This window comes from Pantoea sp. KPR_PJ (genome assembly GCF_041386365.1).
GTDB lineage: Bacteria > Pseudomonadota > Gammaproteobacteria > Enterobacterales > Enterobacteriaceae > Pantoea.
Window position 1 is genome coordinate 216,967 of record NZ_JABMIK010000003.1, and the last position, 17,376, is coordinate 234,342.

General features: G+C 56.3%; 20 protein-coding genes and 1 other RNA gene. 11 read left to right on the forward strand and 10 right to left on the reverse strand.

Annotation, left to right across the window (positions count from 1 at the left end):
* Positions 1-38: 38 nt before the first annotated feature.
* Positions 39-734 carry a 7-cyano-7-deazaguanine synthase QueC gene (gene queC / locus HP564_RS09470; protein ID WP_371242386.1) on the reverse strand — a complete coding sequence of 232 codons (696 nt, stop codon included), beginning with the start codon at positions 732-734 and terminating at the stop codon, positions 39-41.
* 44 nt (positions 735-778) lie between these two features.
* The gene (locus tag HP564_RS09475; protein WP_371242388.1) at positions 779-2,491 is read right to left on the reverse strand and encodes an SgrR family transcriptional regulator; all 1,713 of its coding nucleotides are present in this window, start codon (positions 2,489-2,491) and stop codon (positions 779-781) included.
* A 92-nt stretch (positions 2,492-2,583) separates the two neighbouring features.
* On the opposite strand from HP564_RS09475, the gene cof reads away from it, so the two are divergent.
* On the forward strand, positions 2,584-3,405 hold the full coding sequence (cof, locus tag HP564_RS09480; RefSeq protein ID WP_371242390.1) for an HMP-PP phosphatase: 822 nt from the start codon (positions 2,584-2,586) through the stop codon (positions 3,403-3,405).
* Between the two features lie 34 nt (positions 3,406-3,439).
* On the opposite strand, the gene HP564_RS09485 is transcribed toward cof, so the two are convergent.
* Positions 3,440-4,471: a PLP-dependent cysteine synthase family protein gene (locus HP564_RS09485; protein WP_371242392.1), complete on the reverse strand. Its 1,032-nt coding sequence runs from the start codon at positions 4,469-4,471 to the stop codon at positions 3,440-3,442.
* Positions 4,472-4,586: 115 nt separating this feature from the next.
* On the opposite strand from HP564_RS09485, the gene HP564_RS09490 reads away from it, so the two are divergent.
* From HP564_RS09490 to amtB, 5 genes are all read left to right on the forward strand, one after another.
* The gene (locus HP564_RS09490; RefSeq protein WP_371242394.1) at positions 4,587-5,048 is read left to right on the forward strand and encodes an Lrp/AsnC family transcriptional regulator; all 462 of its coding nucleotides are present in this window, start codon (positions 4,587-4,589) and stop codon (positions 5,046-5,048) included.
* Positions 5,049-5,071: 23 nt separating this feature from the next.
* Positions 5,072-6,847, forward strand: a complete 1,776-nt coding sequence (locus HP564_RS09495) for a SmdA family multidrug ABC transporter permease/ATP-binding protein (protein WP_371242396.1) — start codon at positions 5,072-5,074, stop codon at positions 6,845-6,847.
* Positions 6,834-8,609, forward strand: coding sequence for a SmdB family multidrug efflux ABC transporter permease/ATP-binding protein (locus tag HP564_RS09500; protein WP_371242398.1), 1,776 nt, complete (start codon positions 6,834-6,836; stop codon positions 8,607-8,609). Before HP564_RS09495 ends, HP564_RS09500 begins: the two co-directional genes overlap by 14 nt.
* Before the next feature lie 257 nt (positions 8,610-8,866).
* Positions 8,867-9,205: a P-II family nitrogen regulator gene (glnK, locus tag HP564_RS09505; protein ID WP_003850469.1), complete on the forward strand. Its 339-nt coding sequence runs from the start codon at positions 8,867-8,869 to the stop codon at positions 9,203-9,205.
* A gap of 34 nt (positions 9,206-9,239) precedes the next feature.
* Positions 9,240-10,526, forward strand: a complete 1,287-nt coding sequence (gene amtB, locus HP564_RS09510) for an ammonium transporter AmtB (RefSeq protein ID WP_371242401.1) — start codon at positions 9,240-9,242, stop codon at positions 10,524-10,526.
* Between the two features lie 121 nt (positions 10,527-10,647).
* Here the strand turns inward: amtB and tesB are convergent, their stop codons facing one another.
* Positions 10,648-11,511 carry an acyl-CoA thioesterase II gene (gene tesB, locus HP564_RS09515; protein WP_371242403.1) on the reverse strand — a complete coding sequence of 288 codons (864 nt, stop codon included), beginning with the start codon at positions 11,509-11,511 and terminating at the stop codon, positions 10,648-10,650.
* A gap of 200 nt (positions 11,512-11,711) precedes the next feature.
* On the opposite strand from tesB, the gene HP564_RS09520 reads away from it, so the two are divergent.
* Positions 11,712-12,269, forward strand: coding sequence for a YbaY family lipoprotein (locus tag HP564_RS09520; protein ID WP_371242405.1), 558 nt, complete (start codon positions 11,712-11,714; stop codon positions 12,267-12,269).
* A 32-nt stretch (positions 12,270-12,301) separates the two neighbouring features.
* Here the strand turns inward: HP564_RS09520 and HP564_RS09525 are convergent, their stop codons facing one another.
* Positions 12,302-12,613, reverse strand: a complete 312-nt coding sequence (locus HP564_RS09525; RefSeq protein ID WP_371242407.1) for an MGMT family protein — start codon at positions 12,611-12,613, stop codon at positions 12,302-12,304.
* A gap of 166 nt (positions 12,614-12,779) precedes the next feature.
* Here HP564_RS09525 and ffs point away from each other — a divergent pair.
* An RNA gene (ffs, locus tag HP564_RS09530) (signal recognition particle sRNA small type) lies at positions 12,780-12,876 on the forward strand.
* Positions 12,877-13,002: 126 nt separating this feature from the next.
* Here ffs and HP564_RS09535 read toward each other — a convergent pair.
* From HP564_RS09535 to HP564_RS09545, 3 genes are all read right to left on the reverse strand, one after another.
* A complete protein-coding gene (locus HP564_RS09535) occupies positions 13,003-13,221 on the reverse strand; it encodes an HHA domain-containing protein (RefSeq protein ID WP_123798894.1) in 219 nt (72 codons plus the stop codon).
* A gap of 23 nt (positions 13,222-13,244) precedes the next feature.
* A complete protein-coding gene (gene tomB / locus HP564_RS09540) occupies positions 13,245-13,622 on the reverse strand; it encodes an Hha toxicity modulator TomB (RefSeq protein WP_371242410.1) in 378 nt (125 codons plus the stop codon).
* Positions 13,623-13,770: 148 nt separating this feature from the next.
* Positions 13,771-14,160 (reverse strand): hypothetical protein, encoded by a 390-nt coding sequence (locus HP564_RS09545; protein ID WP_371242412.1) that lies wholly within the window; start codon positions 14,158-14,160, stop codon positions 13,771-13,773.
* A 312-nt stretch (positions 14,161-14,472) separates the two neighbouring features.
* Here HP564_RS09545 and HP564_RS09550 point away from each other — a divergent pair, with 312 nt between their 5' ends.
* Genes HP564_RS09550 through HP564_RS09560 form a run of 3 tightly spaced genes read left to right on the forward strand, consistent with a single transcriptional unit; the run spans position 14,473 to position 16,868 of the window.
* Positions 14,473-15,141 (forward strand): metal ABC transporter ATP-binding protein, encoded by a 669-nt coding sequence (locus HP564_RS09550; protein WP_371242414.1) that lies wholly within the window; start codon positions 14,473-14,475, stop codon positions 15,139-15,141.
* Positions 15,138-15,977 carry a metal ABC transporter permease gene (locus HP564_RS09555; RefSeq protein ID WP_371242416.1) on the forward strand — a complete coding sequence of 280 codons (840 nt, stop codon included), beginning with the start codon at positions 15,138-15,140 and terminating at the stop codon, positions 15,975-15,977. The genes HP564_RS09550 and HP564_RS09555 overlap by 4 nt, the downstream gene beginning before the upstream one ends.
* A gap of 12 nt (positions 15,978-15,989) precedes the next feature.
* Complete coding sequence (locus HP564_RS09560; protein ID WP_371242418.1) at positions 15,990-16,868, forward strand: metal ABC transporter substrate-binding protein; 879 nt, start codon at positions 15,990-15,992, stop codon at positions 16,866-16,868.
* Between the two features lie 47 nt (positions 16,869-16,915).
* Here HP564_RS09560 and ykgO read toward each other — a convergent pair whose 3' ends face one another.
* Together ykgO and HP564_RS09570 are read right to left on the reverse strand one after the other, a co-directional pair.
* Positions 16,916-17,056 carry a type B 50S ribosomal protein L36 gene (ykgO, locus tag HP564_RS09565; protein WP_071997379.1) on the reverse strand — a complete coding sequence of 47 codons (141 nt, stop codon included), beginning with the start codon at positions 17,054-17,056 and terminating at the stop codon, positions 16,916-16,918.
* A gap of 5 nt (positions 17,057-17,061) precedes the next feature.
* Positions 17,062-17,319: a type B 50S ribosomal protein L31 gene (locus HP564_RS09570; protein ID WP_371242420.1), complete on the reverse strand. Its 258-nt coding sequence runs from the start codon at positions 17,317-17,319 to the stop codon at positions 17,062-17,064.
* Positions 17,320-17,376 lie beyond the last annotated feature (57 nt).

A 17,376-nucleotide genomic window follows, 5' to 3' on the forward strand; every position in this document is an offset into this window, starting at 1 on the left:
ACAGAGGCGAGGGCGCAGGACCCGTCGTCCGTCCGGGATCAGGCCAGACCGCTTTTCTGTTTCATGGCCATCATCACGCCGTCGCGGTCGCTGAAATAGTCGTTCAGACCACGCGCGCGCAGGTGACAGGCCGCGCATTCGCCGCAGCCATCGCCTTTTACGCCGTTATAGCAGGTCAGCGTCTCTTCACGCACCAGCGACAGACTCTGCCAGTAGTCCGCCAGCGCCCAGGTCTCGGCTTTATTGAGCCACATCAAAGGCGTTTCAAACCGGATTTCGCGCGCCATGCCCAGCGTTACCGCCTGATTCAGGGCTTTTACAAACTCATCACGACAGTCGGGATAGCCGGAAAAGTCCGTTTCGCATACGCCAGTGATCACCGCCTCTGCTTCTACCTGATAGGCGTAAACCGAGGCGAGCGTCAGGAAGAGAATATTGCGCCCCGGCACAAAGGTGCTTGGCAGGCCGCTGGCAGCTGCATCGTAGGAGGGCACTGGAATGTTATCGCGGGTCAGGCTGCTGACCGCCAGTTCGTTAAGCAGGGTTACGTCGAGGAGTTTATGCGCACGCGCCCCCAGTTTTAACGCCAGCGCCTGCGCCACCTCAATCTCTTCACGATGACGCTGACCATAATCAAAGGTCACGCAGTGCACTTCATCATATTGCTGTAATGCCTGGATCAGGCAGGTAGTGGAGTCTTGTCCACCGCTGAAGACGACAACGGCTCGTTTCATTATCTTGTCCTGGTCAAAAATTTGATGCTTATGGTAATGGCTCCTCACTCCGCTGAACAGCCCGAAGCGCGTGATGCCTCTGTTAGCGGAGGTGGCACCCAGGCGCGGCTGAAATCAAACCAGCCCAGAGTATTAAGCTTAATCCCCTCCACGCCGGGCGGCGCGAAGATCTGATAGCGATAGTTAAACAGCGGCATCAGCAGGCCGTCGCACATAAGCTGATGGTAAAGCTCATGCAGCGCAGCACTGCGGCTGGCGCTCTCCGCCAGCTGCTGTATCGCCGCCAGCTGCTGTTGAATACCCTTATGGATGTCAGCAGGCCACAGGCGGTCAATTTCAAGCCAGCTTGCCAGCGTAAAGATCGGCGCTTCGCCGATCAGCCGATCGCCCATTATCAGATCGGCCCGATCGAGATCCGTGGATTGTCGCCAGCTTTTGACGTTGTGAAAGGTCAGGATCAGTTCACACCCTTCGGCCAGTAACAGCTGGCGCAGCGCGTCAGCCATTTCATGCAGTTCTGTTGGCAGCTGATAGTGCAGCGTCAGACGCGGCGGCAGCGCGACCGTTTCATCATCAATAAGCGGCACCGGCCAGCCAGGCAACAGCTCCTGGCTTGGCGTAATCAGACCCTGCTCCAGCGGCAGCTGCGACACGATGCCGCTTTGCTGCAACAGGCGAAACAGGCGTCGCGCCTGTGCCAGCGTAAAACCCGGTCGCGGCCGACAGGCGAGGTAGCAAAAGCCCAGGCTGATGCTGCGGCTGACCGGTCGCAGCGACGCCATATCCTCCGCATCGCCGATGGCGATCTGCACCGGATGACGGCAACTGGTGCCCAGCGTTCGGTCAAACAGCGTTGGCGTAATCCAGTACTCTACCGCCTGCATCAGTGGCTGTTGCAGGTGCCACCGCGTATGGCTTTCAATACGCACTAAATCTGACGTGAAGTGCGCCAGTTTCCAGGGACCGCTGCCGAGATGAGGCTGCCGGGGATGTGGCAGCAGAGAGAGCTGATGCGCCAGTCGGTGTGGCAGCCAGTAGTCGCTGCTGCTGAGCCGAAAGCGCAGCGCCAGCGGATGCGGTGCGTCCACCGTTTCTACCGCGGCCAGCAGTCGTCTTGCACGCTCATCCTGCATAATGCGCTCAAACTGTTCCACCAGCTGCGCCGCATGCAGCGGTTCATCGCTGTGCCAGTAGAGCTGCGGCCGCAGCCAGAAAAGCCAGACGCGTCCATCCTCGCTGTGTTGCCAGTGATGGGCCAGGTCGCCTGCGGGCTCTTCTGCTTTAAAACGCGTCAGGCCGGAAAAAAGCTGGCGTGTCAGATGCTGCTCGGCGCGCCCGCTGATTTGCAACGGTGCAACAGATTCCAGCGGGCGGTAGTAGGGTATACGCAATACGGGCGCGTCGTTTTGCCACTGACCGCCCATGAGCGGACGCAGTAGCGTCACCAGCCGTCCTGGGTCCATCTCCAGTAGCTGTAAGGCTTCGGCGGCGTTGCCCGCCTGTAGCTGCGTTTGCAGCAGCTGTTGCCGTAGCTGTTCAGGGGAGCAGAGAAAAGTAAGCAGCCCCTGCTTGCCGCGTCCCGATTCACCCTGCCAGCGTAGCCAGCCAGCGTGCTGCCACTGCGACAGCAGGGTGCGTAGATGACGATCGCTGCAAAAACAGCGGCTGGCCATCTCGGCCACGCAGGTGTGTTGCGGCTGACCCTGGCTGTGCTGCCAGAGGCGCTGAAACTGATTGAGGCGATTAAGCTGACGCATGCTAAACCCGGAACAGTTTTTTAAAAGTATTCACTATTAGTTCCGGGATTGCCAGGCGATAGTGGGGCCTGTCTTGTTAAGGGGAGAGCACCATGGCGCGATTAGCTGCATTTGATATGGACGGCACGCTGTTACTGCCCAGCCATCAGCTGGGGCAGGAGACGCTGGCCAGCCTGCTGGCGCTGCACCAGCGCGACATCCATCTGGCCTTCGCTACGGGGCGCCATCTGCTGGAGATGCAGATCCTGCGGCAGCGCATGACGCTGCCCGCCTGGCTTATTACCGGCAACGGCACGCGCGTCCACGATCCTGACGGCAATCTGCTTTTTGCCCGCGATCTTTCCCCCTCTGTGGCGGAAGAGGTACTGCACAGCCACTGGGACAGCAGCGCATCGGTTCACGTATTCAATGATGAGGGCTGGTTTACCGATGTACCCGTGCCGCAGATGCTTCAGGCGCATTTGATCAGTGGTTTCCGCTACCAGCTGCGCAGTCTGAAAAGCTTTCCGGCGCATGAGGTCACGAAAATCTGCTTTGTCGACGATCACGAAGCGCTCTGCTCGCTAAAAGCGCAGCTTGACGCGGCACTTGGCGACCGCGCCCATATCTGCTTTTCGGCATGGGATTGTCTGGAGGTGCTGCCGCCTGACTGCAACAAAGGCAGCGCGCTCGGCAGGCTCTGCCAGCATCTTTCGCTGACGCTGGCGGAGTGTATGGCCTTCGGCGATGCCATGAACGATCGCGAAATGCTGTCGCTGGTGGGCAAAGGGCTGGTGATGGGCAATGCCATGAGCCAGCTTAAGTCAGCGCTGCCGCATCTGCCGGTTATCGGACATTGCGAGACACAGGCCGTGTCTCACTATTTAAATCACTGGATGGCAACCCCGCACCTCGCATATTCCCCCGAAGGCTGAGGATTACAGTGAAGCGGACGGGAGGTCCGCTATATTATTCCAGCTCCCGCTGCCAGCAGCTAATGTCGCCTACCTGCTGCGCTACCCAGTTTTCGTTGTAGTAGCTGTCCGGATAGCGTTCACCGCTGTCACACATCAGCGTGACCAGTGCCCCCTGTTCGCCTCTGGCCCGCATCCGTTTCGCGACCTGCATCATGCCCCAGAAGTTAGTACCGGTTGACGCGCCGGGTTTGCGGCCAATAATCTGCGCCAGCTTCAGCATCGCCGCCAGCGTTGCGCCATCCGGCACTTTCATCATTTCATCTATCACGTCGGGCATAAAAGAGGGCTCGACGCGCGGACGGCCAATACCCTCAATCATGCTGCCGCGCGGGCTGCGTAGCGTGGCGTCGCGGCTATGCCAGTAGTCGAAAAAGACGGAGTTTTCAGGATCGACAACCAGCAGCTGTGTCTCCAGCCCCTGGTAGCGGATATAGCGTCCGAGCGTGGCGGAAGTACCGCCGGTTCCGGCGCTCATGATAAGCGTATGGGGTACCGGAAAGGGCTCATGCGCCATCTGACGAAAAATGCTCTCTGCAATGTTATTATTGCCGCGCCAGTCGGTGGCGCGTTCGGCATAGGTGAACTGGTCCATAAAATGGCCGTTCAGTTCACGCGCCAGCTGGACCGAGGCGCTGTAAAGCTCGCAGGGATCGGTGACAAAATGGCACTGACCGCCGTAGAACTGAATCTGCTCAATTTTACGTTTCGCCGTCGTGGCGGGCATAACGGCAATAAAAGGCAACCCCAGCAGCTGGGCAAAATAGGCTTCTGATACCGCGGTGCTGCCGGAAGAGGCTTCGATAACCGGCGTATTCTCTTTGATCCAGCCGTTCGCCAGTCCATGGAGAAACAGCGAGCGCGCCAGGCGATGCTTCAGGCTACCGCTGGGGTGCGTGCTCTCATCTTTCAGATAAAACCAGATGCCGGGATAATCTGCCAGACGAAAGCGGATCAGATGGGTTTCAGCGGAGCGCTGAAAGTCGGCGTTAATTTCATTGATGGCGTGGCGAGTCCAGCTGCTCATAGGGCACTCCCGGCAGAAAAGTTGCGCTGATTGTAAGGCACAGGCAGGAAAAAGAGATTGCTTTATTCTCGCTATAATGGCGCAGATGGAGAAAAAAATTCTCCCGGAGAGGACAATGTTAGATAAAACTGACCGCCGTTTACTCGATCTCCTGCAGCGTGACTGTACGCTATCGCTACAGGCGCTGGCTGACGCCGTTAATCTCACCACCACCCCCTGCTGGAAGCGACTGAAAAAGCTGGAGGATGACGGTATTATCCGCGCGCGCGTTGCGCTGCTGGATGCCGAAAAGCTCGGCCTCGGACTGACAGCCTTTATGTTTGTCAAAACGCAGCAGCACAGCCGCGAATGGTATCAGGGCTTCGTCTCGGCGGTGCAGGAGATGCCGGAAGTGCTGTCATTTTACCGTACCGCGGGCGAATTCGACTATCTGTTGCGGATCCAGGTGGCAGATATGAAACGTTATGACGACTTTTATAAGCGTCTGGTCAACAGCGTGCCGGGCCTGATTGACGTCACCTCCAGCTTTGCCATGGAGGAGATCAAATACACCACGGCGTTACCCGTTGCCCCCTGAGGCAAAAGAAAGAGAACAGCGTAGTGCGACTATTCAGCCAGTTAAGTTGGTATTTTATCCGCGAGTGGCGGCGCTATCTCGGCGCGGTCACTCTTCTGATTATCATCGCTATCCTGCAGCTGCTGCCGCCGCATCTGGTGGGCGTGATCGTTGATGGCGTCACCCATCACAGCATGAGCGCAGGCACTATTATGATGTGGATCGGCGTGATGCTGGTGACGGCAGTCGCGACCTATCTGCTGCGCTATGTCTGGCGCGTGCTGCTGTTCGGCGCTTCCTATCAGCTTGCCGTTGAATTGCGCGAAGATTTCTATCGTCAGCTGAGCCGCCAGCATCCTGCCTTTTATCTGCGCCACCGCACCGGCGACCTGATTGCGCGCGCGACTAATGATGTGGATCGCGTGGTGTTTGCAGCGGGCGAAGGGGTGCTGACGCTGGTTGATTCGCTGGTGATGGGCTGCGTAGTGCTGCTGGTGATGAGCCTGCAAATTAGCTGGCAGCTGACGCTGCTGTCGCTGGTACCGATGCCGGTTATGGCGCTGTTTATCCACCGCTACGGCAACCAGTTGCATGACCGCTTTAAGCTGGCGCAGGCCGCCTTTTCCAGCCTTAACGACCAGACGCAGGAGAGCCTGACCAGCATTCGCATGATCAAGGCGTTTGGCCTGGAGTCACACCAGTCGGAACAGTTTTCTGCAATCGCCCGCGATACCGGCGCAAAAAATCTGCGCGTCGCGCGCGTTGATGCCCGTTTCGATCCTACGATTTATGTCGCTATCGGTCTGTCGAATCTGCTGGCAATTGGCGGTGGCAGCTGGATGGTCTGGCACAACCAGCTGACGCTCGGTCAGCTCACCAGCTTTGTCATGTATCTCGGCCTGATGATCTGGCCGATGCTGGCGCTGGCGTGGATGTTTAATATCGTCGAGCGTGGTAGCGCGGCCTGGAGCCGCATCGGGGCACTGCTGGCAGAAGCGCCAGCGGTAAAAGATGGCGATCGGGTGCTGCCGGCGGAGCCGGGCGTCTTGCAGGCGGCGATTGAGACCTTTCGCTATCCGGCCAGTGCTGCACCTGTGCTAACGGACCTCAGTTTTCAGCTCAAGCCCGGCCAGATGCTTGGCCTGTGCGGGCCTACCGGTAGCGGGAAAAGCACGCTTCTCAGCCTGATACAGCGTCATTTTGATATTGACCAGGGCGAGATCCGCTATCACAACCTGCCGCTGACGCAGTTGCGTATCGACAGCTGGCGCAGTCGTCTGGCAGTGGTCAGCCAGACGCCGTTCCTTTTCTCTGACAGCGTCGCAAGCAATATCGCGCTGGGTAAACCCGACGCCAGCCAGGAGGAGATTGAGCGTGCCGCCAGGCTGGCCTGCGTCCATGAAGATATTCTGCGTCTGCCGCAGGGGTATGAGACCGAAGTGGGCGAGCGCGGCGTCATGCTCTCGGGTGGACAGAAACAACGACTCTCGATTGCACGCGCGCTGCTGCTTAATGCAGAGATCCTGATTCTTGATGATGCTCTGTCGGCGGTTGATGGCCGCACCGAGCATGACATTCTGCATAACCTGCGCCTGTGGGGAAAAGGGCGTACCCTGATTATCAGCGCGCACCGTTTGTCAGCCCTGACGGAGGCGAATGAAATTCTGGTGCTGCAGCAGGGGAGGGTCGCACAGCGCGGTGAGCATGAGGCGTTGACTGCCCAACCCGGCTGGTATCGGGATATGTATCGCTATCAGCAGCTTGAAGCCGCGCTGGATGGAGAAGAGGACGTGAAAGGAGCATCCCATGGCGAAGTCTAAACGCTTGTGGCCAACGCTGAAGCGGCTGCTGGCCTACGGCGCGCCGTGGCGTCGATCGCTGGCACTGGCGGTGGGCATGCTGTGGATCGCCGCTGCTGCCGAGGTGACCGGACCGGTGCTGGTCAGCTACTTTATCGATAACCTGGTAGCGAAACACCAGATGCCCTGGGGCATCGTCGCCGGACTGGTGGTGAGCTTTATTTTGTTGCAGCTGCTGGCGGCAGGACTGCACTACTTCCAGGCGCTGCTGTTTAACCGCGCAGCGATTGGTGTGGTGCAGCGCCTGCGCAGCGACATTATGAATGCGGCGCTGCGCCAGCCGCTTAGCGCGTTTGACACCCAGCCGGTCGGGCAGATCATCTCTCGCGTCACCAACGACACGGAGGTGATCAAGGACCTGTACGTGACCGTGGTCGCGACGGTGTTGCGCAGCGCGGCGCTGATTGGTGCCATGATGGTGGCGATGTTCAGCCTGGACTGGCGAATGGCGCTGGTGGCGATGGCTATTTTCCCGCTGGTGCTGGCGGTTATGCTTATCTATCAGCGTTACAGCACGCCGATTGCACGTCGGGTGCGCAGCTATCTGGCGGATATCAATAACGGCTTTAATGAAGTCATCAACGGCATGAGCGTGATCCAGCAGTTTCGTCAGCAGGCGCGCTTTGGGGAACGGATGAATGAAGCCAGCCGCTCGCACTACATGGCGCGTATGCAGACGCTGCGGCTTGATGGTTTCCTGCTGCGCCCGCTGCTTAGCCTGTTTTCGGCGCTGATCCTGTGTGGCCTGCTGATGCTGTTTAGCTTCTCCTCACCGGGGATCTTTGAGGTCGGCGTGCTCTATGCTTTTATCACCTATCTGGGTCGCCTCAATGAACCGCTGATCGAACTCACCACTCAACAGTCGATGCTGCAGCAGGCGGTGGTGTCGGGCGAGCGCATTTTTGAACTGATGGATGCGGTGCAGCAGGACTATGGCAATGATTCGCGTCCGCTGAGGTCAGGGCAGATCTCGCTGCGCCATCTGAGCTTTGCCTACCGTGACGATCGTGATGTACTGAGCGATATTAATCTTGAGGTGCCTTCGCGCAGCTTTGTGGCGCTGGTAGGGCATACCGGTAGTGGAAAAAGTACGCTCGCCAGTTTGCTGATGGGCTACTACCCGGTGACGCGCGGCGAAATCGCGCTGGACGGCCGTCCGGTCAGCCAGCTCAGCCATCAGACGCTGCGGCGCGGTGTCGCCATGGTGCAGCAAGATCCGGTGGTGCTGGCGGATACGCTGCTGGCCAACGTGCGCCTGGGCCGCGATATCAGCGAGGAAGCGGTATGGCAGGCACTGGAGCAGGTGCAGCTGGCTTCGCTGGCGCGCGAGATGCCAGCGGGCATCCATACGCGCCTGGGCGAGCAGGGTAACAATTTGTCAGTCGGGCAAAAGCAATTGCTGGCGCTGGCGCGGGTGCTGGTCGACATGCCACAGATTCTTATCCTTGACGAGGCAACCGCCAATATCGACTCCGGCACCGAGCAGGCGATCCAGCAGACCCTGCGTCAGCTGCGCCAGTACACTACGCTGGTCGTGATTGCCCATCGTCTCTCTACGATCACGGAAGCGGATACGATTCTGGTTCTGCACAGAGGCCAGGTGGTAGAGCAGGGCAATCATGCCGCGCTGCTGGCACAGCAGGGGCGCTACTGGCAGATGTTTCAGCTTCAGCAGGCAGGTGATGAACTTGCGTCGGGCAAGGCCGCCGTCATCACCGGGTAAATTGCACCTTTTTTGCGCGCATTTATCAGAATGTTCTGTATCAATGCACTTCTTTGAGGCCGTAAGCACCAAAGAAGTGCATCCTCTCAGCGTTGCTGTTTCGCTTTTCTCCCTGCCCTTGTTATTTCCGTGATTTCAGGCCGTGCTGCGCTGCACTTCTCGCGCCATGCTGACTCATGTTCATTCCTGGCACAGCCTTTGCTTCTGTCACTGCATATCTGATTTGACGTATTGGCCTACTACCCGGAGGGGATGCAATGAAGCTGGTTACCGTGGTTATTAAACCGTTCAAACTGGAGGATGTGCGTGAAGCGCTCTCCTCTATCGGTATTCAGGGGCTGACCGTCTCTGAAGTCAAAGGGTTCGGCCGTCAGAAAGGTCACGCTGAGCTCTATCGCGGCGCTGAGTACAGCGTGAACTTCCTGCCGAAGGTCAAGATTGATATCGCTATTGCTGACGATCAGCTTGACGAAGTCGTGGATGTTATCAGCAAGGCGGCCTACACCGGCAAAATCGGTGACGGCAAAATATTCGTCGCTGAGCTTCAGCGCGTGATCCGTATTCGCACCGGCGAAACCGACGAAGCAGCGTTGTAATTTCGGCTAAGTAATCTGATGGGATGGACAAAAAATGAATAAAGCACTCACCTTGTTGGGCCTCATCAGCCTGGCGCTGTTACCGTCACTGGCGATGGCGGCACCTGCCGTTGCGGATAAGGCCGATAACGCATTTATGATGATTTGCACCGCACTGGTGCTGTTTATGACAATTCCAGGGATCGCGCTGTTTTACGGTGGCTTGATTCGCGGCAAAAACGTGCTGTCGATGCTGACCCAGGTCGCCGTGACCTTTGCGCTGGTGTGCGTGCTGTGGATTGTCTACGGCTATTCGCTGGCGTTCAGTGAAGGCAACGCTTTCTTTGGCAGCTTCCAGTGGGCAATGCTGAAAAACATTCAGCTGACGGCCGTTATGGGCAGTTTTTATCAGTACATTCACGTGGCGTTTCAGGCTTCCTTTGCCTGTATCACCGTTGGGCTGATCGTCGGTGCTATTGCCGAGCGTATTCGCTTCTCTGCGGTGCTGATCTTTGTGGGCGTCTGGGTCACGCTGGCCTATCTGCCAGTTGCACATATGGTCTGGGCTGGCGGTTTCCTGGCTCAGGACGGCGCGCTGGACTTCGCAGGTGGTACGGTGGTGCATATTAACGCCGCGGTGGCGGGTCTGGTCGGTGCCTACCTGGTGGGCAAACGTGCAGGCTTTGGTAAAGAGGCTTTTAAACCTCACAATCTGCCGATGGTCTTTACGGGCACCGCCATTCTTTACGTTGGCTGGTTTGGCTTTAACGCCGGTTCAGCTTCAGCGGCTAATGAAATCGCAGCGCTGGCCTTCCTGAATACCGTGGTCGCCACCGCAGGCGCTGTCCTTTCCTGGACCTTCGGTGAGTGGGCCGTACGCGGCAAGCCATCGCTGCTGGGTGCCTGTTCAGGCTTTATTGCCGGTCTGGTAGCGATTACGCCAGCCTGTGGTTATGTGGGCGTTGGCGGTGCACTGATCATCGGTCTGATCGGCGGTCTGGCCGGTCTGTGGGGCGTAACCTCACTGAAGAAAATGCTGCGCGTGGATGACCCGTGCGACGTCTTCGGTGTGCATGGCGTGTGCGGTATTGTTGGCTGTATCCTGACCGGCATATTCGCCTCCTCCTCACTCGGTGGCGTTGGCTATGCAGAAGGCGTGACGATGGGTCATCAGGTATGGGTGCAGCTGCTCAGCGTCGGCGTAACCATTATCTGGTCTGCGGTGGTCGCCTTTATCGGCTTTAAGCTGGCGGATATGATTGTTGGTCTGCGCGTGCCGGAAGAGCAGGAGCGCGAAGGTCTGGACGTCAACAGCCACGGCGAGAATGCTTATAACCAGTAAGCTCTCGGGCAAAGCAGAGCAGTGCGCGAAATAATAACACTGTAAAAAGGGGCGATGATTCGCCCCTTTTCGTTAGGTGTCACGCCTGATACCCATTACGGCGCTTGCAACGCGCGAACGGCTATTCGCTGCGCTGGCGCATGACGCCTTCCTGCACCGTTGAGGCAACCAGCACTCCCTGCCGATCGTAAAATTCGCCGCGCACAAAACCGCGGGCACCGGAAGCCGAAGTACTGACCACGCTATAAAGCAGCCAGTCGCTGAAATTAAACGGGCGGTGGAACCACATTGAATGATCGATAGTGGCAACCTGCATGTCTGGCTCCAGAAAGCCTTTGCCGTGCGGCTGAAGCGCCACCGGCAGGAAATTGAGATCGGAGGCGTAGCCCAGCAGATACTGATGGATGCGCAAATCGGCAGGCAGTGCGCCGTTAGCACGGATCCACACCTGGCGTACCGGCTCATCAACGCGCCCTTTCAGCGGGTTATGGATCTGCACTGGTCTTATCTCCAGCGGCCGCTCGGCAATAAACTTTTCACGCACCTTCTCTGGTAGCAGATGGGCCATTTTTTGCGCCAGATCCTGCTCTGAAGCCAGCGCGTCGGGGCCGGGGACCTCAGGCATGCTGTTCTGATGTTCAAAACCATTTTCGGGTGCCTGAAACGACGCGGTCATGTAGAAAATGGGCTGGCCGTTCTGGATGGCGCTGACGCGACGCGCGCTAAAGCTCTTACCGTCGCGCAGCGTTTCCACATCATAAATAATGCCTTTCTTACTGTCGCCCGGCCGCAGGAAATAACTGTGGAACGAGTGGATAATGCGATCTTCTGGCACGGTCTGTTTGGCTGCGTAAAGCGCCTGACCCACGACCTGGCCGCCAAAAACCTGACGCAGGCCTAAATCCTCGCTCTGGCCCCGGAACAACCCCTCTTCCAGCTTTTCCAGATTTAATAAATTCAGCAGATTTTGCAGCGCCTGGCTCATAGTGACATCCTCAAAAAGTTAACTGGCCCAGTGTGAAAGATCCGACCAGTTGCCGTCAATGAGAGAGTGAGCCACAGGCCGTATGGTCACCAACAGGAAATATCTGGATTTTATGCCAGGATTAAGCACATAAAGCGAGTGAAACGCTGTGCACTAAAATCGCAGCCGATAATCATAGTGATCAGATGGAGACGACATCAATGAAACTCTGGCAAGTGGTAAGTGGTATCACCCTCATTGCAGCCGCAGCAGGCTGTGCCGATCACAGCAAGCCGGTGCCTGTACCCACCCTGGGCGCGAGTGCACCCGGACAACAGGCGGCGATTGCGCAGCCTAATGTCAGCGGTTCGGTCTATATTCGTCAGCGTATTGCGCTGCCGCCAGATGCAGTGTTAACGGTGACGCTGTCAGACGCTTCGCTGTCAGATGCGCCGTCAAAAGTACTGGCGCAGCGTGCCGTTCATACCCAGGGTAAACAGGCACCGTTCCAGTTTGTACTGCCATTTAATCCTGCCGACATTCAGCCTAACGCGCGAATTTTGCTGAGCGCAGCCATCACAATCGACGGCAAGCTGGCATTTATAACCGACTCGGTTAAGCCAGTGATTAACCAGGGTGGAACCAAAGCGGAGTTGCTGCTGGTGCCCGTACCGCATACGGCACTGCCTACCCAGCCAGGCGCGGCAACGACTGTTCCTTTGACTTCGCCTACGCAGGTTACCCCATCTTCCTCGGTACCTGCTCCTACCAGCCTGTAATCTGTTAGCCGCGGGGCGCTGTCGCCCCGCTGTCAGGGACGCCAGCGATACGCCTCCAGCTTGACCTGACCCGCATCGCTAATCTCAATACCTTCTGATGCCAGTGCATCGCGCTGCCTGAGCAGATCGTCACCCTGCAATGAAATTGCACCGTGGCGATTGATCACGCGATGCCAGGGAAGCTGGCTGTCTGGCGGCAGACGACGCAGCACGCCGCCAACCTGACGCGCCGCGCGCGGGGAGCCAGCAAGCAGGGCGACATCACCGTAAGTGGCGACTTTACCGTAGGGAATGGCAGCAACAATTTGCCAGATACGTTGTTGAAAGCTGTCGTTCGGGTCCATGACGCAAATCCGGTCAGAACAAAAGGTGACTTTACCATAGCGCACACAGCCTGCGGTGCGGCCTGCTGTTCAAGAAAACAACGGTCACCCGGACGGGCCTTGCAATTGACCGATCCATCCCTGATAATGCTCCCGCCTTCGAAAGAGGGCTCGTCAATGGAGGCTCTGTTGGTCCTCCCGCAATGCTAACTTGTGAACTCGGTCAGGTCCGGAAGGAAGCAGCCGCAGCAGGTGACGCGTGTGCCGGGATGTGGCTGGCAGGGCCTCCACCATTTTCTCCGCTTGAAAAAATGCCAGACACCCTTCACAGCAGCCATTCCATGGCCAGCGACAGATCTATTCAGATTAAAATAAGTGCATTGCTGAAGCGAGAGAGGAAAAACAGGGTGTTAACGCACAAACTTCCATACCGAACCCGGCACTTTGTCGTAAAGCTTATTCATCGTCAGTTCAGCCAGTCGATGATCGGCAGCTGAGTAGAATACGGCCAGCTCGTCATCAGACAATTCGTACTTATTTTTTTCAATAACGCGTTCAAGCGTATCAATCGAACGGCAGCGTCTCAGCCGCATCAAATAATCAGTTTTAGTCAGGGCTTGATTGTTCATAAATAAACCGGTCTCATGTTTAACTAAATGGAGTGACTGGGTTGCTGAAGGAAAGCGCACTCTTCGCTAAAAAGATTAAATAAGCGACGGGCAGAACGCTGCCACCGATTCAAATCTTGCGTACTGATACCGTAATTAGTGAATAGCATAAACGTATCGTCAAGATAGTCATCGATTTGCGTTATCAGCGCTTCATCTTCAGCATGCTTTATTTTGTAATTCATCGTGAAAGAAGCAATGTGCTCAATCAATTCATTAAGCTGCAAATTGTTCTCAGAAGTCGGGTCGTTAACCCAGCCGTGATGGCTGTCGGTTAGCGTCGTCATACTTTCATCAAACAGGTTCTCACACAGGAATTTAAGCTGGGCAATATCATGCCGTTTCGGTGAGTACTCGTCCATCTTTTTCCCCTCCATAGCTTGCACGGATACCGCGGTGCGGCGAGTTGAGATAAAGCGGCCAGGAAGCGATTCTGAAAAACGTTTGGGGTTAACAACACATTAAATATAAGACACAATCATTAGAATTGCTCACCTCGATTACCAAATATTACAATTCCTCAGCTGGCGACGGTTGCTGATTGTCTATCAACTCAAACTCAACAATACCGGGAAGAAGCTGAAACATGACCTGTTCTTCTCGCGTGAATTTTTCATTTAAATCCAGACAAGGACTAAATATATGTCCATCGAATTGATAAACCATTTTAAAATGATTGTCGGCTAACATTTCAACAGACTTTATTCTAAAGCTCTCGGGAAGCAACTGAGCATGTGGTGAATACCAGTGTAAATCCCCTGCAAGCGGTTGCGCTATTTTGGGAATATTCCGTTGGATAAACGCGGTTAATTCAGGAACGCCCGGGTTATCTGCAAGGATATTGCTTTCGATTCGTAATGACATGTCTTCATCAGCACTCTGGATTGTTAATCTCATCATTGGACTTATGCAACGACTTTGCAACCCGCCCGTTATGGACAAAACCTATTATTGTTATTCGTAAAGGTTTTTTACCTGACAAATCAGATAAGTGGCATATCGTCTTTTCAGTATAGCTCTTTAAGCAGATACCTTTTGAAACATATTCCTCGTCCAGCCTGTTAAGAAGATCAGGTAGAGTATTGTTATGTTATAACGTATTGAGTGAATCATGAATCAAAGTGGAATGCTGTTTTCGCTAATGGGGCGTCTGGCAATAGCGCTGGGGATTATCACGCTACTGGCGCTGGCGCTGCTGTGGGGCGTCTCGCCATGATGCGTTTTTCTTACCTCAGAGCAGGTTATCAGGGCGTGGCGGTGACGCCCGTTATCAATGCTGAGATAGCCACAGGAAGCATGACGGCACTGGTTGGCGCAAACGGCAGCGGTAAATCAACGCTGTTAAAAACGATTGCGGGCCTGGTAAAGCCAGTTGCAGGGAAGTGCGAGCTGGCGTTTGCGCAAAAAGCGATTGGCTGGATGCCGCAGCGTAGTGAGCTGGAGACGCGTTTTCCCTTAACCGTTTTTGAGCTGGTTTCAATGGGTTGCTGGCCGCGCTGTGGCTGGTTCGGCGGCATTAATCGCGACATGAAGCGCGAAATCGTGGCCGCACTGGAGGCGGTTCAGATGCGGGAGTTTGCCGATGCACAGCCAGCCACGCTGTCGGGCGGCCAGCTACAGCGCGTGCTGTTCGCCCGCCTGCTGCTACAGCGCAGCCAACTATGGCTGCTGGATGAACCCTTTAACGGTATAGACAGCAAAACCGTGACATTGCTGATGTCAATTCTGCAACAGCAGCAGCAGGCAGGTACCACACTGCTGGTTGTGCTGCACGATCGCCCGCTGGTGGAACGTTATTTCAGCAACGTACTGTCGCTGGATGATGCTGGTCATCTGGATAGCGACCGCTTTTCCGTGACGGCGCGGGGCCTGGCATCATGACCCTGATTCAGCCGTTTATCGAGTTTGGCTTTATGCGCCGCGCCCTGGTGGCCTGTGTGGCGCTGGCGGTCAGCGCTACCCCGTTGGGCGTTTTTTTGTCACTGCGTCGCATGAGTTTGATTGGTGATGCGCTGTCGCATGCGGTTTTGCCTGGCGCAGCCACTGGCTACCTGATCTCTGGCCTGTCGCTGGTCGCGATGGGGATCGGTGGGCTGATCGCCGGGCTGGCCGTGGCCTTGCTTTCAGGCGCGGTGAGCCGCTACACGCCGTTAAAAGAGGACGCCAGCTTTGCCGGTTTCTATCTGGGATCGCTGGCGCTCGGCGTGACGCTGGTTTCACTGCGCGGTTCCAGCGTTGATCTGCTGCACGTTCTCTTCGGCTCGCTGCTGGCGGTAGACAATCCGGCGCTGCTGCTGGTGGGCGCAATCGCTGCCTTTACGCTGCTGATGCTGGCCGTCATTTACCGACCGCTGGTGATTGATGCTTTCGATCCTGATTTTCTGCGTGCCCAGGGACGATGGAGCGCGCCACTGGTGCATGGGCTGTTTCTGATGCTGGTGGTGTTGAATCTGGTAGCAGGCTTTCAGGTGCTCGGCACGCTGATGTCGGTCGGTCTGATGATGCTGCCCGCTGCCAGTGCGCGCTTCTGGAGTCGCCATCTGGCCTGGATGATTGCCGTGGCAATGGTGCTGGCCATTCTCGCTGCCGTGGCGGGATTGATGCTTTCCTGGCACTTTTCACTTCCGGCTGGCCCGGCAGTGGTGCTGAGTGCCGCTCTGCTTTTTTTCTTTTCTATTCTGGCTGGACCATGCGGCGGTATTTTGCGCCGCCATTAAACAGGGGTATTTATGAACAAGTTACCATTCAGTCTGGCGATCGGTGCGCTGCTTGCCAGCCCGCTGGCGCTGGCAAAGACCGTCGATGCGGTCGCAAGCTTTACCGTGCTGGCTGATATCGTGCAGCAGGTCGGCGGTGAACATGTCAGGGTCAAATCGCTGGTGGGGCCAAATGGCGATCCCCACACCTTTGAGCCGACACCGCAGGACAGTCAGGCGCTGGCGAAAGCCGATGTCGTGTTTGTCAGTGGCCTGGGGCTGGAGGGCTGGATGGATCGCCTCGTCAGCGCCTCTGGCTATAAAGGTGAGCCGGTTATCGCCTCTCAGGGCGTATCGACACGGAGTATGGAGGAGGAGGGGAAAACGGTGACCGATCCCCACGCGTGGAACAGCATGCAAAACGGCGTCATCTATGCCACTAATGTTATGCAGGCGCTGATGAAAGCCGATCCGCAGGATGCTGACGCGATCCGTCGCAGCGGCGAAAAGTATATTCAGCAGCTTCAGGCGCTGGATAGCTGGGCAAAAACCACTTTTGCTGCCATACCTGCGGCGAAGCGCAAAGTGCTGACCAGCCACGATGCGTTCGGCTATTTTGGCCAGCGTTATGGCGTCACCTTCCTTGCGCCGGTAGGCTTCTCCACGGAAGCGGAAGCGAGCGCCAGTGACGTTGGGGGCCTGATCAAACAGCTTCAGGCCGAGCATATTCACACCTACTTTATTGAAAATCAGACTGACCCACGTCTGGTGAAGCAGATTGCCAGCGCCACGGGTGCGCAGCCGGGAGGAGAGCTTTATCCGGAAGCACTCTCTTCCTCTGCAGGACCGGCGGCCACTTACGTTGCTGCCTTCCGCCATAACGTGGAAGCCATGACTGGCAGCATGAAATAAAAAAAGGCCGGGGGATCACCCCGGCCAGCTTTCAACAACTTCCGCGACTAGCGTTTTTTCTTTCTTCCCTGTACCGCCTTAAAGCGCGGGTTCGATTTGCAAATCACGAAAACGCGCCCGTGACGACGAACAATTTTGCAATCCTTGTGGCGTTTTTTTGCTGACGCCAGTGAGCTCAATACCTGCATATTTATCAACCTTGTTTTTTAAGAAAGCGGCCAAAACGCTGATTGAAACGCGCGGCGCTGCCTTCTTTGGTGAAATCTTTCTGCTTGCCGGTGTAGTAAACGTGCGAAGCGGAAGAGACATCCAGCGTCACGTAGGGCAGGGTTTCACCTTCAAATTCGATAGTGCGCTCTGTTTTGATGGTAGAGCCAATCCTGAAATACTTATCAACGGTCGTGTCATGAAATATGACCGGACGGTAAGCAGGGTGAATATTCGGTTTCATAACGCCTCACTTTTGTTATGTTATAAAGTAACATTATTATGGCGCGCATCAGCCAGA